This is a genomic window from Pseudomonas sp. PP3, from assembly GCF_905336995.1.
GTDB lineage: Bacteria > Pseudomonadota > Gammaproteobacteria > Pseudomonadales > Pseudomonadaceae > Aquipseudomonas > Aquipseudomonas reinekei.
On sequence record NZ_HG995459.1, the window covers coordinates 1,194,968 to 1,213,306 of the forward strand.

An 18,339-nucleotide genomic window follows, 5' to 3' on the forward strand; every position below is an offset into this window, starting at 1 on the left:
CCACAGGGAGAATGTTGATCAGTGAGCGGTGCTGTAGCGCCGAACGCCAGCTTCTACGGCAGGAATCTGCGCCGCCATGCTTCCGCTCGCCTGGAACAGCACCAGGTGTTCCGCCGCGACACGTACGCCGACCTCGGCGCCAATCAGATGATCGACATGGCTCGGGAAGATCGATTCCAGTTGCGTGCCGGTTGGCAGTTGCAGGCGATAGAGCGTTGAGGCGCCCTGGAACGACTTGCCCACGATCCGCACCTTTAATGCACTGTCGGGCGCATATACGATGTCGTCCGGACGCAGCAACACGTCCACTGCGCCACCCACCGGCCAGGTGTAGGCCCGGTTACCGCGCAACTCGCCCAGTTCGGTTTGCACCGACTCCGGGCTGCTCAATTGACCACGTATGAAGTAACCCTGGCCGATGAAGCTGGCCACGTAGGGCGTCAGAGGTTCGTGATAGAGGTTGTAGGGCGTATCCCACTGCTCCAGTCGACCTTCCTTGAATACGCCGACGTGATCGCTGACGGCGAAGGCTTCTTCCTGATCGTGGGTCACCAAAATCGCGCTGGTGCCACGGGCCTTGAGGATGTCGCGCACCTCGTGGCTGAGCTTGCGGCGCAATTCGCCATCGAGGTTGGAGAACGGTTCGTCGAGCAACAGCAATTGCGGCTCCGGCGCCAGGGCGCGGGCCAGTGCGACACGTTGCTGCTGACCACCGGAAAGCTCGTGGGGGAAGCGCTTGCCGAGGCCTTTGAGGTTGACCAGTTCCAGCAGCTCTTCGGTGACGCGATCCTTTTGCGGATGCTTGCGAATGCCGAAGGCGATGTTGTCGGCCACGCTCAGGTGTGGAAACAGAGCGTAGTCCTGGAACACCATGCCGATCCGGCGTTTCTCCGGCGCAAGGGTGAAGCCGGCACTGGAGATCGTCTCGCCCGCCAGCTGGATGTCACCTTCATGCACCGGCTCGAAACCGGCAATGGCGCGCAGTGTGGTGGTCTTGCCGCAACCGGAAGAGCCGAGCAGGCAACCGATGTCACCGGCGTTCAAATGCAGGTTGAGGTTTTGCACCACCCGCTGGTCTTGATAACCGCAGGCGAGGTTGCGCAGGTTTAGCAGTAATGGCTGGCTCATGCGTGGTGGTACGCCGGCTCGACGAGAAACTCGAGCAGGGCCTTTTGTGCATGCAGGCGGTTCTCTGCTTGATCCCAGGCGACCGAACGCGCGTCGTCGAGCAGGTCGACACTGATTTCTTCGCCACGGTGAGCGGGCAGGCAATGCATGAAAAGCACGTCCGGCGCGGCCAGGTCGAGCAGCGCGCGGTTGACCTGGTAAGGGGCGAACAGCTGAAGGCGCTTGGCGGTTTCTTCTTCCTGGCCCATGGAGGTCCAGACATCAGTGCTCACCAGATGGGCGCCGCGCACGGCATCCTGCGGATCGCGAACGATGGTGACCCGGTCCCCGGCCTTGGCCACGAATTCGGGATTGGGCTCGTAGCCTTCCGGGCAGGCAACGCGCAGCTGGAAGTCGAACTGGATCGCCGCTTCTATATAGCTGTTGCACATGTTGTTGCCGTCGCCGATCCAGGCCACGGTCTTGCCCTGGATGGAGCCGCGGTGTTCGAGGAACGTCTGCATGTCGGCCAGCAGTTGGCACGGATGCAGGTCGTCGGACAGGCCGTTGATCACCGGCACGCGCGAGTTGGCGGCAAACTCGGTCAGGTTGCTGTGGGCAAAGGTGCGGATCATCACCGCATCGAGCATGCTCGACATGACGATCGCGCAGTCGCCGATCGGCTCGCCACGGCCCAGTTGGGTGTCGCGGGGCGACAGGAAAATCGCCTGGCCGCCGAGCTGGATCATGCCGGCTTCAAAGGAAATGCGGGTGCGGGTCGAGGATTTCTCGAAAATCATCCCGAGCACGCGGTTTTTCAGAGGCTCGAACAGTACACCGCGGTTACGCAGGTCTTTGAGCTCAACGCCTCGACGGATCACGCTGACCAGCTCTTCGGGCGTGCAATCCATCAGGGAGAGAAAGTGCCTTGCGCTCATCATTGACTACCTTTTTGCTACAAACCGCAGATGCTCAAAGCCTTGTTTAACGGAACAACGGGCGAGACCTGCGGCGTAAGCCGCACGGGGCGACGAAATAGGGGAAGGCGCGATCTTATAATTAAATGTCGCGTCTTACCAATAGGGCTACGGTTTTTAGGGGATTTCAGAGGGGCTACGGGGTGACCGCAGTAGCGCTTTTGAAGCCTGTTTCCTGACAGCAGCGAGGCATTTGTACACCGCGCCTGCGCAGCTTGGCAATCAAGCGGGGCGCGGATGGCGTATCAGTGGTCGGTTTACGACCCGATATTCGCGGCGTTTCAGCGGGGTGCGTCTGATCTGAAATATTTGCTAATGCAAAGTGCTGGGTTATAAATAAATCACGAGCGACGCAGGAAGCCACCGCAATGGAATCGAAAGAACAGCAGCTAATGGAATTACTCGGCCTCACAGCCCGCTCCCTGACACACCTGACCGCGTCGATGACCTCGATGTCTTTCGAATTGCTGCGTAGCAGCGACCCGGTGACCCGGGACGCCGGTCGGCGGATGATCGACCGGATGGCCACCATCAGTACCGGGCTGGACGAGCACTGGCGGCTGATTGGCGAGTTGACCGGGGTGCATGTCGCCCACGAGCAGATTGAAACCCTCCAGGAAATCCAGTCGCAGGTGCCTCCGAGGCTACCGTCGAGCTGATCGACAACGGCCATCGGCTGGCCTGATGGTCAGCGATTCACAAGACGAACGTCGCTGGCGTGGTCGCTGGGCAGGCGCCATAGTTTTGTTCCCGCGGCCGACATTGCCCGCCCAGAACAAGACAGAGACTGGCCATGACCAAGACTCTCCATCACCGTGCGTGCCACCTGTGTGAAGCCATCTGCGGCTTGACCATCGAAACCACCGAGGCCGAAGCCGGCAACCTGCAGATCACCTCGATCAAGGGGGATCCGCTGGATACGTTCAGTCGCGGACACATCTGCCCCAAGGCAGTCGCCCTGCAAGATATCCAGAATGATCCCGATCGCCTGCATCAACCGATGCGGCGGGTGGGCAGTGAGTGGCAGCCGATCGAGTGGGAGGACGCCTTCGATCTTGTCGCCGAGCGGCTGGCAGCGATCCAGGAACGACATGGGCAAAACGCGGTGGCGGTTTATCAGGGAAACCCCAGCGTGCACAATTACGGGCTGATGACCCACAGCAACTACTTTCTCGGCCTGCTGAAAACCCGCAACCGGTTTTCCGCGACGTCGGTTGACCAACTGCCTCATCACCTGACCAGCCATTTGATGTACGGCCACGGTTTGTTGCTGCCGATTCCGGACATCGATCACACCGACTTCATGTTGATCCTCGGCGGTAATCCGCTGGCCTCCAACGGCAGCATCATGACCGTGCCCGATGTTGAAAAACGCTTGAAAGCCATTCAGGCCAGGGGCGGCAAAGTGGTGGTGGTCGATCCGCGACGCAGCGAAACGGCGGCGATCGCCGATCAGCATCTGTTTGTGCGCCCTGGCGGCGATGCGGCGTTGTTGTTTGGCCTGCTCAATACGTTGTTCGCGGAAGGCCTGACCCGCGACAGTCACTTGCCTGTGGACGGTCTGGACGAGGTGCGCGGGGCAATCGCGACATTCAGCGCCGAGTCCATGAGCCCGTTGTGCGCGGTGCCGGCCGAACAGATCCGCCAACTGGCACGGGACTTCGCTGCTGCGCCAAGCGCGGTTTGCTACGGTCGCATGGGCGTTTCGACCCAGGCGTTCGGCACGCTTTGTCACTGGCTGGTGCAGTTGATCAACCTGGTCTCCGGTAACCTCGATCGCGTGGGGGGGGCGTTGTGCACTGAGCCGGCGGTGGACCTGGTGGCCTCGACCTCGGGCGGGCATTTCAATCTGTGGCAGAGCCGGGTTTCCGGTCGTCCGGAGTACGCCGGCGAGCTGCCGGTGTCGGCGTTGGCCGAAGAAATGCTTACCGAAGGGGAAGGGCAGGTTCGCGCACTGATCACCGTGGCGGGTAATCCCGTGTTGTCGACGCCCAATGGGCGACAGCTGGAGCAGGCGCTGGATGGCCTGGAATTCATGGTCAGTGTCGACCTGTACATTAATGAAACCACGCGCTACGCCGACCTGATCCTGCCGTCCACTTCGGCACTGGAAAACGATCACTACGATACGACCTTCAACATGTTTGCCGTGCGCAATGTCAGTCGCTTCAATCGGGCGATTCTGCCCAAACCCGAAGGCGCGCTGCATGACTGGGAGATTTTCGTCGGGCTGGCCAAGGCCTTTGCCGCGAAGACCGGCAAGGAGCTGAAACCGACGATCGCGCCGGCGCAGATGATCGATCGTGGATTACGCATGGGCCAGTACGGCGACGCATCGGAGCAAAAACTGTCGCTGGCGACGCTGTTCGATCATCCTCACGGCGTTGATCTGGGCGCGTTGAAAGCCAATCTGGCGCCACGTCTTAAAACCGCCAATCAGCGGGTTCAAGCTGCACCTGCCGCGATTCTTGCCGATCTGACGCGCTTTGCCGCACTCCAGGCGCCGGCGGCTGATGAGTTGCTGATGATCGGCCGTCGCCATGTGCGAAGTAACAATTCGTGGATGCACAACTATCATCGTCTGGTGAAGGGCAAACCGCGCCATCAGCTGTTGATGCACCCCGATGACCTGGCCAGCCGGGGCTTGAGTGACGGGCAACGTGTGCGGGTCAGTTCACGGGTCGGGGTGATCGAGGTGGAAGTACTCGGAAGCCTGGATATGATGAAAGGCGTGGTCAGTCTTCCGCACGGTTGGGGTCATGCGCGCCCGGGCGTGCAAATGACCATTGCCAGTGGCCAGCCGGGGTCCAGTGCCAACGACCTGACTGACGAGTGTCAGCTCGATGAGTTGTCCGGCAACGCAGCGCTCAATGGCGTTCCGGTGACTGTGGCGGCTGCCTGATCGTATCTGACGGAGAGACCGAGCAGCGCGCTCGGCTTTCCGTTACAATGCGCCACCGTGCCGACCCATGAGTCGGAAAGTTCAGCCGAGGTGCTCCATGGATATCATCGAAACGATTAAAGAGCAGATTGCCAACAACACCATTCTGCTTTACATGAAAGGCTCGCCGAATGCCCCGCAGTGCGGCTTCTCCGCTAAAGCCGCGCAGGCCGTGATGGCATGTGGCGAAAAGTTTGCGTACGTGGACATCCTGCAGAACCCGGAAATCCGCGCCAACCTGCCAAAATACGCCAACTGGCCAACCTTCCCGCAACTGTGGGTCGGTGGTGAGTTGGTCGGCGGCAGCGACATCATGACCGAGATGGCTGCAGACGGTTCGCTTCAAACCACCATCAAGGCTGCTGTTGAAGCTGCTGCTGCCAACAAAAGCGAAGCCTGATTCGCGAGCTCCCCTGTGGGAGCTACCGAAGGCTGCGATCTTTTGATCTTCAGCAACTAAAAAGCCCCGCCACTCGAAAGAGGGGCGGGGCTTTTTATTGGACTCTTACTCGTCTTCGCCCATCTGCGATTGCAGATAGTTTTCCAGACCAATCTTGTCGATCAGGCCCAGTTGGGTTTCCAGCCAGTCGATATGTTCTTCTTCGGACTCAAGGATGTCTTCGAGCAGTTCACGGCTACCGAAGTCGCCAACTTTCTCGCAATGCGCGATGGCTAGCTTGAGATCGGCATGGCCGGTTTTCTCGATACGCAGGTCGCACTCAAGCATTTCCTTGGTGTGCTCGCCGATATGCAGCTTGCCCAGGTCCTGCACGTTGGGCAGGCCTTCGAGGAACAGGATGCGCTTGATCAGCTTGTCCGCGTGCTTCATCTCGTCGATGGATTCGTGGTACTCGTGTTTGCCGAGCTTGTTCAGACCCCAATCCTCATACATCCGCGCGTGCAGAAAGTACTGGTTGATCGCGACCAGCTCATTGGCAAGGATCTTGTTGAGATGCTGGATGACTGTAATGTCGCCTTTCATGATGGGGTCCTGCCCTGTATTAACTGTCTATAAGGCAGAGTTTGAGCCGCACAACTAAGAGTGTCAAACCTAAGTTATTGAATAATATATGAAAATTAATCGGAATAAGAATGTTTGTGTTCCGCGTCTTGAGTCTAACTAGTTGATTTCAAGGTATAAAAAAACCGGACATGAGTCCGGTTCTTTGAAATAGGGTATTCAGGCGGCTGTAAATTCAGCAGGAAAAGGAATCGCAGCCTGTGCGGTTTGCAGTTCCATCAAGGTTTCACGAACCACTTCCTTGGCAAGGCAGGCACATTTGCCGCATTGACTGGCAACGCCGGTGGCCAAACGGACTTCTTTGTAACTGCAGCATCCTTCATAGATCGCATCGCGGATTTTACCGTCGGTGACGCCAGTGCAGAGGCAAACATACATAAGAGAAGACCGTCGCTTGTTTATGTCTCGAATGCGATGGATCTTAATGTTAACGAGAATGATTGTCAAAGTGCTTTGAGGGGGCATTTCCTCAAGCCTGACGAACGGTTTTCCTTGCCCGCGCCGGAGCTGATTTTGTTGCAGCGATTTTACCTCTGCGGGAAAAACCGTTGAGGACAGGCCAAACACGCAGTGTATGATGGCCGGTCTTTGCGCAACGGATTTGTGTCACAGGGCTGTCGCTTGAGGGTGGCAGGCTGGCGCAAACCTTGTTTTTCACGTTTCTACACCAGGAGATATCCAATGAGCGTACTCGTAGGCAAACAAGCCCCTGACTTCACCGTACCGGCTGTACTCGGCAATGGCGAAATCGTAGACAGCTTCACCCTGTCGTCGGCCATCAAAGGCAAATACGGCCTGGTGTTCTTCTACCCACTGGACTTCACCTTCGTTTGCCCGTCGGAGCTGATCGCTCTGGACAACCGCATGTCTGAGTTCAAGGCACGCAACGTTGAAGTGGTCGCGGTTTCGATCGACTCGCACTTCACCCACAACGCCTGGCGCAACACCCCGGTCAACAATGGCGGTATCGGCGAAGTCCGTTACACCATGGCTGCCGACATCAAGCAGGAAATCATGAAGGCTTACGACGTTCAGTCCGCTGACGGCGTTGCATTCCGTGGCGCGTTCCTGATCGACGACAAAGGCGTTGTCCGTTCGCAGATCATCAACGACCTGCCGCTGGGCCGTAACATGGAAGAGCTGCTGCGTCTGGTCGACGCTCTGCAATTCCACGAAGAGCACGGCGAAGTTTGCCCTGCGAACTGGAAAAAAGGCGACAAAGGCATGAACGCTTCGCCAGAAGGCGTTGCTGCTTACCTGACCGAGCACGCTGCCGCACTGTAAGGCACGCTCCAGGTAAAAAAACCGGCCTCAGGGCCGGTTTTTTTATGGGTGGAATCTGGATGGAACCCTGTAGGAGCAGGGTGGCACCCGGATCAATCGTCGAAATCTTCCCAGCCGCCCATTTGCTTCCAGCGATTGACGATGCCGCAGAACAGCTCGGCCGTCTTCTCGGTGTCATAGCGAGCCGAGTGAGCCTCGCGACCGTCGAAGTCGATATCCGCTGCCTGGCAAGCCTTGGCCAGCACGGTTTGACCGTAGGCCAGACCGGCGAGGGTCGCCGTGTCGAAGCTGGAGAATGGGTGAAACGGATTGCGCTTCATGTCCATACGCGCGACGGCGGCGTTGAGGAAGCCCAGGTCGAAGCTGCTGTTGTGCCCGACCAGAATCGCCCGCTTGCAGCCGTTGGCCTTGAGCGCCTTGCGCACGCCACGGAAGATGTCGTTCAGGGCTGTTTCTTCACTCACCGCCATGCGCAGTGGGTGATCGAGCTTGATTCCGGTGAACTCCAGCGCCGCCGCCTCGACGTTCGCGCCTTCAAAAGGCTCGACCCGGAAGAAGTAGGTGTGATCCGGGTAAACAAAACCCTTTTCATCCATGGCGATGGTGGTCGCGGCGATTTCCAGCAGGGCGTCGGTGGCCGAGTTGAAGCCACCGGTTTCTACGTCGACGACAACGGGCAGGTAGCCACGAAACCGTGCGGCCATTGGGTGACGGGAACCGCCGCCACCGCCTTGACCTTCCTGTTCGTCGTCGAAATGGTCTTCACTCACGCGTGTTCCTCCAGCAGGCGCCAGCGCAGTTTTTCACCGGCGCGCAGCGGGATAACGGTCAGCTCGCCAAACGGCAGGCTGGTCGGGGCAGTCCATTCTTCGCGGACCAGGGTGATGCGATCTGTGTTTGCCGGCAGGCCGTAGAAACGTGGGCCGTTGAGGCTGGCGAAGGCTTCGAGCTTGTCCAGCGCATTGCGCTGTTCGAACGCTTCAGCGTACATCTCGATCGCCGCATAGGCGGTGTAGCAGCCGGCGCAACCGCAGGCGGCTTCCTTTGCATGCTGGGCGTGGGGCGCCGAATCGGTACCGAGGAAGAACTTCTCGCTGCCGCTGGTGGCGGCGTCGAGCAGGGCTTCCTGGTGCGTGTTGCGCTTGAGGATCGGCAGGCAATAGAAGTGCGGCCGAATCCCGCCCACCAGCATGTGGTTGCGGTTGTACAGCAGGTGATGCGCGGTGATGGTCGCGCCAACGTTGGCCGGGGCCGAGTTGACGAACTGCACGGCGTCAGCGGTGGTGATGTGCTCGAACACCACTTTGAGCGTCGGGAAACGCTCGACCACGCGACGCATGTGCTCATCGATGAAGATTTTTTCGCGGTCGAAGACGTCGACATCGCCGCGGGTGACCTCACCGTGGATCAACAACGGCATCCCGACTTCGGCCATGGCCTCGATTGCCGGGAAAATCTTGTCGATGCTGGTGACGCCAGAGTCCGAGTTGGTGGTCGCGCCGGCCGGGTACAGCTTGGCGGCGTGAACGAAACCGCTGGCCTTGGCCTCGCGAATTTCCTCAGGCAGGGTGCGGTCGGTGAGGTACAGGACCATCAGCGGTTCGAACGGGCTGCCAGCCGGGCGGGCAGCGAGAATCCGCTGGCGATAGCCGTCGGCTTCAGCCGCATTGCGGACCGGAGGGACCAGGTTAGGCATGATGATGGCGCGACCAAAGGTGCGCGCGACATCCGCAACGGTATTGGTCAACACGGCACCATCGCGAAGATGAATGTGCCAGTCGTCGGGACGCAGCAGGGTCAGGCGGTCGGACATGAGGGGATTCCAGGCGGGTCAAACTGAGGGGAATGCTACCGGAAAAGACTCTTGCAGGCACTCGCTATCAAGTTTTGCAGGAAGCTTCCGATATCCAACAGGTATGCCGTAAACATCTGTGTGTCGGTCTTTTAGTTGTCGAAGCCAGTGGAGCCTCCCGTGCGCCAGCGTTATTTAGCCTTGCTCAGTGTGTTTGCCAGCCTTCCTGCGATGGCCATCACTTTCCAGACACGTCTGGAGAGCATTGAGTGGACGGTCGAAGGTGACAAGTTCGAGTGCCGGTTGACCCAGCCGATCACCGATTTCGGTTCGGGACAATTCGTGCGCCGCGCCGGCGAGCAGGCGACGTTTCGTCTGAATGCCTCTAACGCGATGCTGGGTGGTGGCTCGGCCACGTTGTTGGCGGCGGCTGCGCCGTGGCAGCCGGGGCGTGGTGACATCAATCTCGGCTCCGTGCGGATCGGCAGCGGCAACTTGCTGTTCAACAGTTCGCAAGCGCAGGCCGGACGGCTGATCAGCGGCCTGATTGACGGTCGCAGCCCGGTGGTGCGGCATTCTTCGGGGGATGGCCGGGTATCGGAAGTGCGCTTGTTGCCGGTCAGGTTCAACAAGGCATTCGCCGATTATCAGGGCTGTGTGGCCAAGTTGTTGCCGCAGAATTTCGATCAGGTGAAACAATCGGAAATCGGCTTCCCTGGCGGCGGTATAGATCTGGATGCGGCGGCAAAAGCCAAGCTGCAGGTGATGCTGGAGTACATGAAGGCTGATCCGACGGTTAACCATATTGAACTCGACGGCCATTCCGACAACAGCGGTAACCGCCTGACCAATCGCGACCTGTCGCGGCGCCGCGCCCTGGCTGTCATGGAGTTTTTCAAGGCCAACGGGATTCTGGAATCGCAGATCACTATGCGCTTCCATGGCGAGCGATATCCGCTGGCGCCCAATATCAACAACGCCAACCGATCGAAAAACCGTCGTGTGGCCATACGCCTGGAGCGCGGCGCGCCTCCCGAGCAAGTGGCGCCTCAAGCCGCAAAACCGGCCACTTCGGCAACTTCCTGACTTATCGGTCATCGTCGCGCTCTCGACATAATCTGTCGCTTCGTCGTCATAAGCTGTCGCGCCACTGTAAATTATCCTGCATGAGCGGTAGACTTCTCGGCTTTCCGTAGAACCCCGTGGAGTGATGGCATGGCGGACGTAAACAAGGTCGTTCTGGCGTATTCCGGCGGCCTGGACACTTCGGTGATCCTCAAGTGGCTGCAGGATACTTATAACTGTGAAGTGGTGACCTTCACCGCTGACCTGGGTCAGGGCGAAGAGGTCGAACCTGCACGCGCCAAGGCTCAGGCCATGGGCGTCAAAGAAATCTACATCGACGACCTGCGCGAAGAGTTCGTACGCGATTTCGTATTCCCGATGTTCCGCGCCAATACCGTTTACGAAGGCGAGTACCTGCTGGGTACTTCCATCGCACGTCCGCTGATCGCCAAGCGTCTGATTGAAATCGCCAACGAAACCGGCGCTGACGCCATTTCCCACGGCGCCACCGGCAAAGGCAACGACCAGGTTCGTTTCGAACTGGGCGCGTACGCCTTGAAGCCAGGTGTGAAAGTGATTGCTCCATGGCGCGAGTGGGACCTGCTGTCCCGCGAGAAGCTGATGGATTATGCCGAGAAGCATGCAATCCCTATCGAACGCCACGGCAAGAAAAAATCCCCGTACTCGATGGATGCCAACCTGCTGCACATCTCCTATGAAGGCGGCGTGCTGGAAGACACCTGGACCGAGCACGAAGAAGACATGTGGCGCTGGACCGTCTCCCCGGAGAACGCTCCTGACAAGCCGCAGTACTTGGAACTGACCTACCGCAACGGCGACATCGTGGCACTGGACGGCGTCGAAATGACCCCGGCCACCGTGCTGGCGACGCTGAACCGTATCGGTGGCGAACACGGCATCGGTCGTCTCGACATCGTCGAGAACCGTTACGTGGGCATGAAATCCCGTGGTTGCTACGAAACCCCTGGCGGCACCATCATGCTGCGCGCTCACCGTGCGATCGAGTCGATCACCCTGGACCGCGAAGTCGCTCACCTCAAAGACGAGCTGATGCCCAAGTACGCCAGCCTGATCTACACCGGTTACTGGTGGAGCCCTGAGCGTCTGATGCTGCAACAGATGATCGATGCATCCCAGGCTCACGTGAACGGTGTCGTTCGCCTGAAGCTGTACAAGGGCAACGTGATCGTCACCGGTCGCAAGTCCGATGAGTCGCTGTTCGACGCCAACATTGCCACCTTCGAAGAAGATGGCGGCGCCTACAACCAGGCCGACGCGGCAGGCTTCATCAAGCTCAACGCCCTGCGCATGCGCATTGCGGCGAACAAGGGTCGCAAGCTGTTCTGAGACCTTTGAGCCGGTAATGGATTTGTGGCCTCCTCAATGAGGAGGCCACAAATTTAAAAAAGGCTTGTTCCAACTGATCGTTCAAAAACACGATTTTTTCGTTACCTGCTGGTTACCTCCCTCCGTGACATCACCGTCGAGTGGTGTACGTCAGTGGCAACTTTTGATGACTGTCACTTTCTGTGAACTCAAATTGTAAATAGCAAAAAAAGTAGCGCTGCTGCGTTTGCTTGCCTGTCTGGACAGGTTGAATGCGCTTTCCTTGAGCCATTTTTCCGATTTTGTGTCTGCGATCAATAAGATTACGTGAAGTTGTTTTTCGCGCGTTTTTTGTATTTCCGGGCACAAGGCGCTGAGTTCGGACCTTTTGTGAATATGGCGTGCATCAATGATGCGCAGATCGCTTGCTGATTCGGGCAACTGAACACCTTGTTCGCCAAGGAAATCCATCCGGGTGGCGTTCTCGTCCGGTGGAGCCTGTGCGGTAGGGTGGCCGGAGGCCGCACGAACATCCGCTGATTCATTTTCCCGGTGTTCCATATCACCCAGAACCTCTATGAAGTGTTCGCCTTTTTCATAGTCGGAAGGTGCGTACAGCGACCGGTAGTTGAAGTTGAGTGTGGCAAAGAAAAGAAGTAGTAAATAAAAAGGGAAGGAAATTAAAAACCATATGTAGACTTCCCTTTCCTTGTTATCCAAGAAGGGTAATGTAATCGCTGCCGAAGTTTCAGACAAGGTTGCGAATATCGCGATAACGGTGATGGGGTTTACAATTTTTTCTTTGGGTTTTTTCATGTTTTTTACTCATTTTGATTTGTCTTTTCTCTAATGGTTAAGGTTTTTGTGGTTTGTTGTTGTTGAGGCGTGGTTGCTTTTTTAGTTGGGTTGCTGTTTTGTCCATTGCTCCTTGTTTTCCGGATTTATCAAAATATACCCTGTTTGTGTTTTTTGGGTGTCCTGTTTTTAATGATTGCTCAAGTTCTGTTTTTTTCTGTAAGAGTGAGTTGAACTTGTTGTGTGATATTTCTCTTGTCAGCGATGGGTATTGAAAGTGGTTGTTACTTTCAGGGAGGGAAATGGAGTTCAGGTAGTGTGCCGGGTGTAACACGAGGGAGATGTCGCTGTTATTTGTTGTAAATTGAAACAAAAAAACACCGTGAAAACGGGCGTGCTCGGCGCTGATACAGTTTTCCAACCGCAGAGTTCGAGGGTTTTTTGTAGGACTAATCCGCGATGTTTGTAGGGAATGTCTTTCGCTGTAGATGTCCGGGGGGCGCGGCATGCCATGGGGGAAACGACTAGGCTATTGTGCTGGCTCTAAAAATTCGAACAGCGAAAATTGGACTTGCCCATGAATAAAGTGCTGATCGTGGATGATCACCCCGTCATTCGTCTTGCGGTACGTATGCTGATGGAACGTCATGGCTACGAAGTCGTTGCTGAAACAGACAATGGCGTGGATGCATTACAACTTGCCCGTGAACAGATGCCGGATATTGTCATTCTGGATATTGGAATACCGAAACTCGATGGCCTGGAAGTTATCGCGCGATTGAGTTCGGCCGCACTGCCGATGAAAGTCTTGATATTGACCTCTCAGGCACCTGGGCATTTCTCCATGCGATGCATGCAATCCGGCGCCGCAGGGTATGTTTGCAAACAGCAGGACCTGACGGAGTTGCTCAGTGCAATAAAGGCAGTGCTGTCGGGTTACAGTTACTTTCCCAATCAAGCGTTGCACACCGTGCGAGCCAGTCTGGGGAACGCCAGTGAAGCCGACATGGTCGATCGCCTGTCGGGGCGGGAGATGATGGTTCTGCAACAGTTGGCCAGAGGCAAGACCAACAAGGAGATTGCCGATGGAATGTTCCTCAGCAACAAAACCGTGAGTACTTACAAGACACGGCTTTTGTTAAAGCTGAACGCACGCTCTTTGGTCGACCTGATCGAGCTGGCTCAGCGCAATGGACTTGTCTGATCCCGGTATTGACGATGCACGATAAGCGGGCACTTATCACGGTTCAGCACAAAGTAAAAAGCCTCCGTTTCGGGAGGCTTTTAGATGTCATAAGTCAAAATCGTAATCGGCCAATTGCTTTTGCAGTCGGCGCTCCTCCAGCAGATTGTCGATGGTGCGGCGTTTGCTCAGGTTGGTTTTGGCTACTTCGACCACCGGCTCGGCGTCATCAGCCTCAACGGGAGTGAAGTCGTCTTCTATGTCCAATTGCTCTTTGCCAGTGCTCATTTAGTTACTCCAGGCTAAGAAGGCCTTTGGCGCTCCTTATATCGACAATCCTCTGGCGGGTAAAAAAGATTTTTTCAATCGATGAATCAATAAACCTAATAGAACCTCAATCGTCCGAGGTCTTGTGCTTGTATTCGCACAAGTCTTCGATACGGCAGCTGCCGCAGCGAGGCTTGCGGGCCAGGCAGACGTAGCGCCCGTGCAGGATCAGCCAGTGATGGGAATCGAGCAGGTACTGTTTGGGCACGAACTTCATCAGCTTGTGTTCGACCTCAACGACATTCTTGCCAGGCGCAATGCCGGTGCGGTTGCTGACCCGGAAAATATGGGTGTCCACCGCCATGGTCAGCTGCCGGAATGCAGTATTGAGCACAACGTTGGCAGTCTTGCGGCCTACGCCGGGCAAGGCTTCCAGTTCCTCTCGGGTTTGCGGCACTTCACCTGCATGGCGTTCGACCAGCAAACGGCAGGTCTCGATGACGTTTTTCGCCTTGCTGTTGAACAGGCCGATGGTCTTGATGTACTCCGACAACCCTTCAACGCCCAGCGCGTGGATCGCGGCAGGGGTGTTGGCGACCGGAAACAGTTTTGCCGTGGCTTTGTTAACCCCGACATCGGTCGATTGCGCCGAAAGAATGACCGCGATCAGCAATTCGAACGGTGAGGAGTAAGCCAGTTCGGTCTTTGGTTCCGGGTTGTCTTCATGCAGCCTGCGAAATATTTCCAGACGTTTTGCAGCATTCATGGGCAGTGCGTTTCCTCGAAGGCGGTCAGTGTGAAGGTGTCGGGCGATGCCAGGCTTGCCATGCGGCAATCAGCAGTCCCAGGAGAATAAAGCCGCCGGGGGTCAGTGTAGCCAGACGTAAAGCGCCGTCGGCGGTCAGCACCCAGCCCTGCCATTGTGCTTGCGTCGAAGCCAGCAACCATGCCAGGTGATTGCCAAGTGTCCCGTATCCCATGAGCTCACGCAGCAGGCCCAGGCCCACCATCAAGCCACCGAACAGCCCATACAAACGCAGGCGGGCTCGCCAGCTGTTCTGAAAGAACTCGTTTTGCTCCAGCACCACACATTGCAACGCGAGCAACGCGGCATAGATGCCTGTCTGCTGATGCCATTGCAGCGACCACGCTTGCGCGCCGAGTTCTGCACAACTGGTCAGCGTCGCCGCGAGCAAAACGCTTGCCCACAAACGTGTCGCCGCAAGCAAGCGTGGGCGCAAGGCATTCATGACCAGGCCGAACGCGGTAATCACCCCAACGAACATCAGCCACAGGCCCAGTGCATTCACCAGAGAACCGGTGGCGCCAATGAGTGGCGTCAGCATCAATGAGCACGGCAGTAATGATGATTTACTCATGGGGCGCGCTCCCGAGCAGTTGTTGCCGATGATCATCAAAGTAGCGCAGTGCGTCGTGGGTGGCGTTGATCACCGCTCTGGAGGTGATGGTCGCTCCCGCCATCTGATCGAATTGTCCGCGATCCTTTTTCAAGGCCCAGCTTTTATCGTCAGGATCGGAACGAGATTTGCCGGTAAAGGATTGCAGCCAGGTGTTGGGCCAGTCGGCGATTCGCGCACCGAGCCCTGGGGTTTCCGTTTGCTTGAGGGTTTTGACACCGATCAACCTGGCGTTTGCGTCGATGGCAATCAGCAGATCGATGGCTCCTGCGTAGCCCGGAGTCTGGCTGCGCAGCAATACGGCAAAGGGTTGGCCGGCCTTTGTCGCTCGATAGCCAGCCAGCAGGGTGCTGTTGCCCAGCGCGGTGTTTTCGAGCGTTAGCGGCTGATCCAGAGGCTGATTGTCGTAGCTGTCGGGGGGGAGCAGGTCAAGCAGGTTGCGACTGTCGATCAAGCGCTGCTCGGCGGCGATACGCGGCGCGCTGCTGTGTTGTGCGAGATAGGTCAGGCCTGCGCCAAACACGCCCAGCAAAATCAGGATCGCAATGCTCGACGCACGATTCATGCTGCGCTGTGCTCCTGTCTGGCGACAGCAAACCTCTCCAGCGCGGGGACGCAGAGGTTCATCAACAACACGGCAAAGGCCACGCCGTCCGGATAGCCACCCCATGTGCGAATCAGGTATGTCAGCAGCCCGACGCCGATGCCGAACAACAGGCGCGCTACGGGGCTTTTCGCGCCGGATACCGGTTCCGTCACAATGAAAAATGCCCCCAGCATGGTTGCACCGCTGAGCAGGTGAAACAGCGGTGAGCCGTGGGAGTCGGAGCCCGTCCCGTTCCAGCACAGCAGGCTGATAATGAACAGGCTCGCCAGCATGCCAACCGGTGCATGCCAGCTGAATACTTTTCGTTGCAGTAGAAATGCACCACCGGCAAGAAACGCCAGGTTTACCCATTCCACACCGCGACCGCCAAAGTGACCAAACGCCGGGTTCGCCGAAAACAGTTCGTCCATCGTCAGGCTTTTATTGATCCGCAGGCTGTCCAGCGCCGTGGCGCGGACCCACGCGTCGGGTGTCTGTCCGAAGCCAAAGATCTGTTGCAAACCACTCATTAGATCCATCCCGTGGGATGACGGCCAATGGGTCATGTGTTGAGGAAAGGTCACCATCACCAGCGCAAAACCAAGCATCGCCGGATTGAACGGATTTGATCCGACACCGCCATACAAATGCTTGCCGAACACCATCGCGAACGCGGCAGCACTGAGGGGCAGCCACCATGGACAATAGGGAGGCAGAGCGAGGGCCAGCAGGGTCGCGCTGACTAAAGCGCTGCCGTCACTCAGGCTTGCCCTGAGGGGGCGCTGGCGCAACCGTAGCACCGCCGCCTCGACCGCCAGTACTGCGACGCCGGCCAGGATCAGATTGATCAACACGCCCCAACCATACAGCCAGAACATCATCAGTGTTCCCGGCAGGGTGGCCAGCAGTACCAGTTTCATCGCCTGCTGCAGGCGATCGTCAACTGACTCAAGGGATGGCATAGGCTTCCACCTGACGTTCGGCCTCGCTGAGTGCACGTTGCAGGGTTTCGAGCTGTTCGGCGGATGCTTCGCTGTTTTGAGCTTTTTTCAGTTCCGCGCGGCGCATGGCCAGCTGGATTTTTGCCCGTTTCAACTCGGCGTCCCTGGTCGGAGCTGCCGGAGTTGCCGGGACCTGCACAGGGGGCGGCGGTGCGACGCTCTCCAGCTGCGCCAGGGTCCGTTCCGCCGCCTCGAACTGCTGTTGCAGGACGATGAGTTGCGATTGCTGTTCAAAGGTTGGCGGATGGCCGAAGGCTTTCAGCGATTTGTGCAATTGAGCCCGGCTCATCGCGACATCGATCTTGGCTTTTTTCAGCGCCGCATCGGCATTCGCCGCTTTCTGGGCGCGGACGCGTTCAAGGGCCGCTTGCACCGGGTCGAGTGTCGGTTCAATGGGGTGCGGCGCTCGCTGCAAGCGTGCCTGGCGGTCGGCTGCTTTCTGTTCTTCTTCACGTTGCAAACGGGCGTTGCGCTGTTCGAACCGGCGACGTGCATGATCGCGCTTGATGGTCCGGGCGCTTTGTTGCTCAAGGCTGAATGCCAGCCCCCCCACAATCGGCAGGACCGTGGCCATGGGCAACGGGCGCATTTCGATGCAATCGACCGGGCACGGCGCCACGCAAAGATCGCAACCGGTGCATTCGTCGACGATCACCGTGTGCATCAGTTTCGCCGCGCCGACGATTGCATCGACGGGACACGCCTGGATGCACTTGGTGCAGCCAATGCATTCGGCTTCGCGAATATAGGCAATCTGCGCCGGAGCCGAACCACGGCTCACGTCCAGTTCCAGCACCGGCACGTCCAGCAGTTGGGCCAGGGCGTTGATGGTTTCGCTGCCGCCCGGTGGGCACTTGTTGATCGGCTCGCCGCTGGCGATGCCCTCGGCGTACGGTTTGCATCCGGGATGGCCACACTTGCCGCATTGAGTCTGCGGCAGGAGGGCGTCGATGCTTTGAATCAGACTCATGTTTTGATCAGTCCGCTGAATCCGAGAAAAGCCACTGCGATCAGTCCGGCGCCGATCAGATCGATCGGCAAGCCGCGAAAGGGCAGGGGAACATCGTTATCGAGTGTGCGCTGGCGCAGATCGTTGAAAAGACTCAACACCAGCCAGAAACCCAGGCCCGCACCCAGGCTCAGGGCCATGGCATGGAAGAAGCCGTTGTCGTCCTGAGCGTTGAACAGCGTCACGCCCAGGACGCCGGCATTGCCCGCCATCAGCAGCCACAGGCCGTCGAAGGAAAGCTTGGGCAGCAACCGCGCGAGCAGTTTGAGCAGGGGGCTGATCAACAGCACGCTCAGCGGCAGAAACACGAACAGACGCAGGGACGTCAGGTCCAACGGCACCAGCAGCCAGTGGAACAGCGCATAGCCGGACACGCCTGCGATCAGCATCAGGCAGGTCGTCGCGATGCCCAGTGCGTGAACCTGTCGGCGCTCGCTGCCCACCAGCGGATCGACGCCCAGCGGCCAGTGCAACACGAGGTTGTTGATCAGGGCTGCACTGATAAGCGTCAAAAGCATTTCGGTCATGATCGTCCATATCCGATGC

At 57.8% G+C, this 18,339-nt stretch carries 22 protein-coding genes; 7 read left to right on the forward strand and 15 right to left on the reverse strand.

What is annotated here, in order from left to right:
• Window positions 1-18 precede the first annotated feature (18 nt).
• Window positions 19-1,128: an ABC transporter ATP-binding protein gene (locus KHO07_RS05515; protein ID WP_212626650.1), complete on the reverse strand. Its 1,110-nt coding sequence runs from the start codon at window positions 1,126-1,128 to the stop codon at window positions 19-21.
• Window positions 1,125-2,045: an ornithine carbamoyltransferase gene (argF, locus tag KHO07_RS05520; protein WP_056853607.1), complete on the reverse strand. Its 921-nt coding sequence runs from the start codon at window positions 2,043-2,045 to the stop codon at window positions 1,125-1,127. The genes KHO07_RS05515 and argF overlap by 4 nt, the downstream gene beginning before the upstream one ends.
• Before the next feature lie 407 nt (window positions 2,046-2,452).
• On the opposite strand from argF, the gene KHO07_RS05525 reads away from it, so the two are divergent.
• From KHO07_RS05525 to grxD, 3 genes are all read left to right on the forward strand, one after another.
• Complete coding sequence (locus KHO07_RS05525) at window positions 2,453-2,743, forward strand: hypothetical protein (protein ID WP_150733785.1); 291 nt, start codon at window positions 2,453-2,455, stop codon at window positions 2,741-2,743.
• Between the two features lie 134 nt (window positions 2,744-2,877).
• A complete protein-coding gene (locus tag KHO07_RS05530) occupies window positions 2,878-4,986 on the forward strand; it encodes a molybdopterin oxidoreductase family protein (protein WP_212626651.1) in 2,109 nt (702 codons plus the stop codon).
• Window positions 4,987-5,083: 97 nt separating this feature from the next.
• A complete protein-coding gene (gene grxD, locus KHO07_RS05535; RefSeq protein ID WP_034149018.1) occupies window positions 5,084-5,425 on the forward strand; it encodes a Grx4 family monothiol glutaredoxin in 342 nt (113 codons plus the stop codon).
• Window positions 5,426-5,530: 105 nt separating this feature from the next.
• Here grxD and bfr read toward each other — a convergent pair whose 3' ends face one another.
• Both bfr and KHO07_RS05545 read right to left on the reverse strand, forming a co-directional pair.
• Complete coding sequence (bfr, locus tag KHO07_RS05540; RefSeq protein ID WP_075945536.1) at window positions 5,531-6,007, reverse strand: bacterioferritin; 477 nt, start codon at window positions 6,005-6,007, stop codon at window positions 5,531-5,533.
• A gap of 198 nt (window positions 6,008-6,205) precedes the next feature.
• Window positions 6,206-6,424: a bacterioferritin-associated ferredoxin gene (locus KHO07_RS05545; protein WP_056853602.1), complete on the reverse strand. Its 219-nt coding sequence runs from the start codon at window positions 6,422-6,424 to the stop codon at window positions 6,206-6,208.
• A gap of 303 nt (window positions 6,425-6,727) precedes the next feature.
• Between KHO07_RS05545 and KHO07_RS05550 the strand changes: the two genes are divergently transcribed.
• A complete protein-coding gene (locus tag KHO07_RS05550) occupies window positions 6,728-7,330 on the forward strand; it encodes a peroxiredoxin C (RefSeq protein WP_007971324.1) in 603 nt (200 codons plus the stop codon).
• Between the two features lie 92 nt (window positions 7,331-7,422).
• Here the strand turns inward: KHO07_RS05550 and rnt are convergent, their stop codons facing one another.
• Together rnt and pyrC are read right to left on the reverse strand one after the other, a co-directional pair.
• The gene (rnt, locus tag KHO07_RS05555; RefSeq protein WP_150733783.1) at window positions 7,423-8,100 is read right to left on the reverse strand and encodes a ribonuclease T; all 678 of its coding nucleotides are present in this window, start codon (window positions 8,098-8,100) and stop codon (window positions 7,423-7,425) included.
• Window positions 8,097-9,143, reverse strand: coding sequence for a dihydroorotase (gene pyrC / locus KHO07_RS05560; RefSeq protein ID WP_150733782.1), 1,047 nt, complete (start codon window positions 9,141-9,143; stop codon window positions 8,097-8,099). The genes rnt and pyrC overlap by 4 nt, the downstream gene beginning before the upstream one ends.
• A 159-nt stretch (window positions 9,144-9,302) precedes the next feature.
• On the opposite strand from pyrC, the gene KHO07_RS05565 reads away from it, so the two are divergent.
• Both KHO07_RS05565 and KHO07_RS05570 read left to right on the forward strand, forming a co-directional pair.
• Window positions 9,303-10,208, forward strand: coding sequence for an OmpA family protein (locus KHO07_RS05565; protein WP_212626652.1), 906 nt, complete (start codon window positions 9,303-9,305; stop codon window positions 10,206-10,208).
• Between the two features lie 129 nt (window positions 10,209-10,337).
• The gene (locus tag KHO07_RS05570; RefSeq protein WP_007938916.1) at window positions 10,338-11,555 is read left to right on the forward strand and encodes an argininosuccinate synthase; all 1,218 of its coding nucleotides are present in this window, start codon (window positions 10,338-10,340) and stop codon (window positions 11,553-11,555) included.
• Between the two features lie 150 nt (window positions 11,556-11,705).
• Here the strand turns inward: KHO07_RS05570 and KHO07_RS05575 are convergent, their stop codons facing one another.
• Both KHO07_RS05575 and KHO07_RS05580 read right to left on the reverse strand, forming a co-directional pair.
• Complete coding sequence (locus tag KHO07_RS05575) at window positions 11,706-12,350, reverse strand: hypothetical protein (protein WP_212626653.1); 645 nt, start codon at window positions 12,348-12,350, stop codon at window positions 11,706-11,708.
• Between the two features lie 37 nt (window positions 12,351-12,387).
• Window positions 12,388-12,750, reverse strand: coding sequence for a hypothetical protein (locus KHO07_RS05580; protein WP_212626654.1), 363 nt, complete (start codon window positions 12,748-12,750; stop codon window positions 12,388-12,390).
• 156 nt (window positions 12,751-12,906) lie between these two features.
• On the opposite strand from KHO07_RS05580, the gene KHO07_RS05585 reads away from it, so the two are divergent.
• On the forward strand, window positions 12,907-13,533 hold the full coding sequence (locus KHO07_RS05585; RefSeq protein WP_056853598.1) for a response regulator transcription factor: 627 nt from the start codon (window positions 12,907-12,909) through the stop codon (window positions 13,531-13,533).
• Window positions 13,534-13,620: 87 nt separating this feature from the next.
• Here the strand turns inward: KHO07_RS05585 and KHO07_RS05590 are convergent, their stop codons facing one another.
• The 7 genes from KHO07_RS05590 to KHO07_RS05620 all read right to left on the reverse strand — a co-directional run bounded on the left by KHO07_RS05590 (window position 13,621) and on the right by KHO07_RS05620 (window position 18,320).
• The gene (locus KHO07_RS05590) at window positions 13,621-13,800 is read right to left on the reverse strand and encodes a hypothetical protein (RefSeq protein ID WP_075945530.1); all 180 of its coding nucleotides are present in this window, start codon (window positions 13,798-13,800) and stop codon (window positions 13,621-13,623) included.
• Between the two features lie 106 nt (window positions 13,801-13,906).
• Window positions 13,907-14,545, reverse strand: a complete 639-nt coding sequence (nth, locus tag KHO07_RS05595; protein WP_056853596.1) for an endonuclease III — start codon at window positions 14,543-14,545, stop codon at window positions 13,907-13,909.
• Between the two features lie 25 nt (window positions 14,546-14,570).
• A complete protein-coding gene (locus KHO07_RS05600; RefSeq protein WP_212626655.1) occupies window positions 14,571-15,158 on the reverse strand; it encodes an Rnf-Nqr domain containing protein in 588 nt (195 codons plus the stop codon).
• Window positions 15,151-15,762: an RnfABCDGE type electron transport complex subunit G gene (locus KHO07_RS05605; RefSeq protein ID WP_212626656.1), complete on the reverse strand. Its 612-nt coding sequence runs from the start codon at window positions 15,760-15,762 to the stop codon at window positions 15,151-15,153. Before KHO07_RS05605 ends, KHO07_RS05600 begins: the two co-directional genes overlap by 8 nt.
• On the reverse strand, window positions 15,759-16,745 hold the full coding sequence (locus KHO07_RS05610; protein ID WP_212626657.1) for an RnfABCDGE type electron transport complex subunit D: 987 nt from the start codon (window positions 16,743-16,745) through the stop codon (window positions 15,759-15,761). The genes KHO07_RS05605 and KHO07_RS05610 overlap by 4 nt, the downstream gene beginning before the upstream one ends.
• Window positions 16,732-17,754, reverse strand: coding sequence for an electron transport complex subunit RsxB (gene rsxB / locus KHO07_RS05615; RefSeq protein WP_212626658.1), 1,023 nt, complete (start codon window positions 17,752-17,754; stop codon window positions 16,732-16,734). The genes KHO07_RS05610 and rsxB overlap by 14 nt, the downstream gene beginning before the upstream one ends.
• Window positions 17,751-18,320 (reverse strand): Rnf-Nqr domain containing protein, encoded by a 570-nt coding sequence (locus KHO07_RS05620; protein WP_150733774.1) that lies wholly within the window; start codon window positions 18,318-18,320, stop codon window positions 17,751-17,753. Before KHO07_RS05620 ends, rsxB begins: the two co-directional genes overlap by 4 nt.
• Between the last annotated feature and the right edge of the window lie 19 nt (window positions 18,321-18,339).

Coding starts and splice junctions, on each gene's coding strand:
- KHO07_RS05515 (WP_212626650.1), bottom strand. CDS start 1,128: ATGAGCCAGCCATTACTGCTAAACCTGCGCAACCTCGCCTGCGGTTAT.
- argF (WP_056853607.1), bottom strand. CDS start 2,045: ATGAGCGCAAGGCACTTTCTCTCCCTGATGGATTGCACGCCCGAAGAG.
- KHO07_RS05525 (WP_150733785.1), top strand. CDS start 2,453: ATGGAATCGAAAGAACAGCAGCTAATGGAATTACTCGGCCTCACAGCC.
- KHO07_RS05530 (WP_212626651.1), top strand. CDS start 2,878: ATGACCAAGACTCTCCATCACCGTGCGTGCCACCTGTGTGAAGCCATC.
- grxD (WP_034149018.1), top strand. CDS start 5,084: ATGGATATCATCGAAACGATTAAAGAGCAGATTGCCAACAACACCATT.
- bfr (WP_075945536.1), bottom strand. CDS start 6,007: ATGAAAGGCGACATTACAGTCATCCAGCATCTCAACAAGATCCTTGCC.
- KHO07_RS05545 (WP_056853602.1), bottom strand. CDS start 6,424: ATGTATGTTTGCCTCTGCACTGGCGTCACCGACGGTAAAATCCGCGAT.
- KHO07_RS05550 (WP_007971324.1), top strand. CDS start 6,728: ATGAGCGTACTCGTAGGCAAACAAGCCCCTGACTTCACCGTACCGGCT.
- pyrC (WP_150733782.1), bottom strand. CDS start 9,143: ATGTCCGACCGCCTGACCCTGCTGCGTCCCGACGACTGGCACATTCAT.
- KHO07_RS05570 (WP_007938916.1), top strand. CDS start 10,338: ATGGCGGACGTAAACAAGGTCGTTCTGGCGTATTCCGGCGGCCTGGAC.
- KHO07_RS05575 (WP_212626653.1), bottom strand. CDS start 12,350: ATGAAAAAACCCAAAGAAAAAATTGTAAACCCCATCACCGTTATCGCG.
- KHO07_RS05585 (WP_056853598.1), top strand. CDS start 12,907: ATGAATAAAGTGCTGATCGTGGATGATCACCCCGTCATTCGTCTTGCG.
- KHO07_RS05590 (WP_075945530.1), bottom strand. CDS start 13,800: ATGAGCACTGGCAAAGAGCAATTGGACATAGAAGACGACTTCACTCCC.
- nth (WP_056853596.1), bottom strand. CDS start 14,545: ATGAATGCTGCAAAACGTCTGGAAATATTTCGCAGGCTGCATGAAGAC.
- KHO07_RS05600 (WP_212626655.1), bottom strand. CDS start 15,158: ATGAGTAAATCATCATTACTGCCGTGCTCATTGATGCTGACGCCACTC.
- KHO07_RS05605 (WP_212626656.1), bottom strand. CDS start 15,762: ATGAATCGTGCGTCGAGCATTGCGATCCTGATTTTGCTGGGCGTGTTT.
- KHO07_RS05610 (WP_212626657.1), bottom strand. CDS start 16,745: ATGCCATCCCTTGAGTCAGTTGACGATCGCCTGCAGCAGGCGATGAAA.
- rsxB (WP_212626658.1), bottom strand. CDS start 17,754: ATGAGTCTGATTCAAAGCATCGACGCCCTCCTGCCGCAGACTCAATGC.
- KHO07_RS05620 (WP_150733774.1), bottom strand. CDS start 18,320: ATGACCGAAATGCTTTTGACGCTTATCAGTGCAGCCCTGATCAACAAC.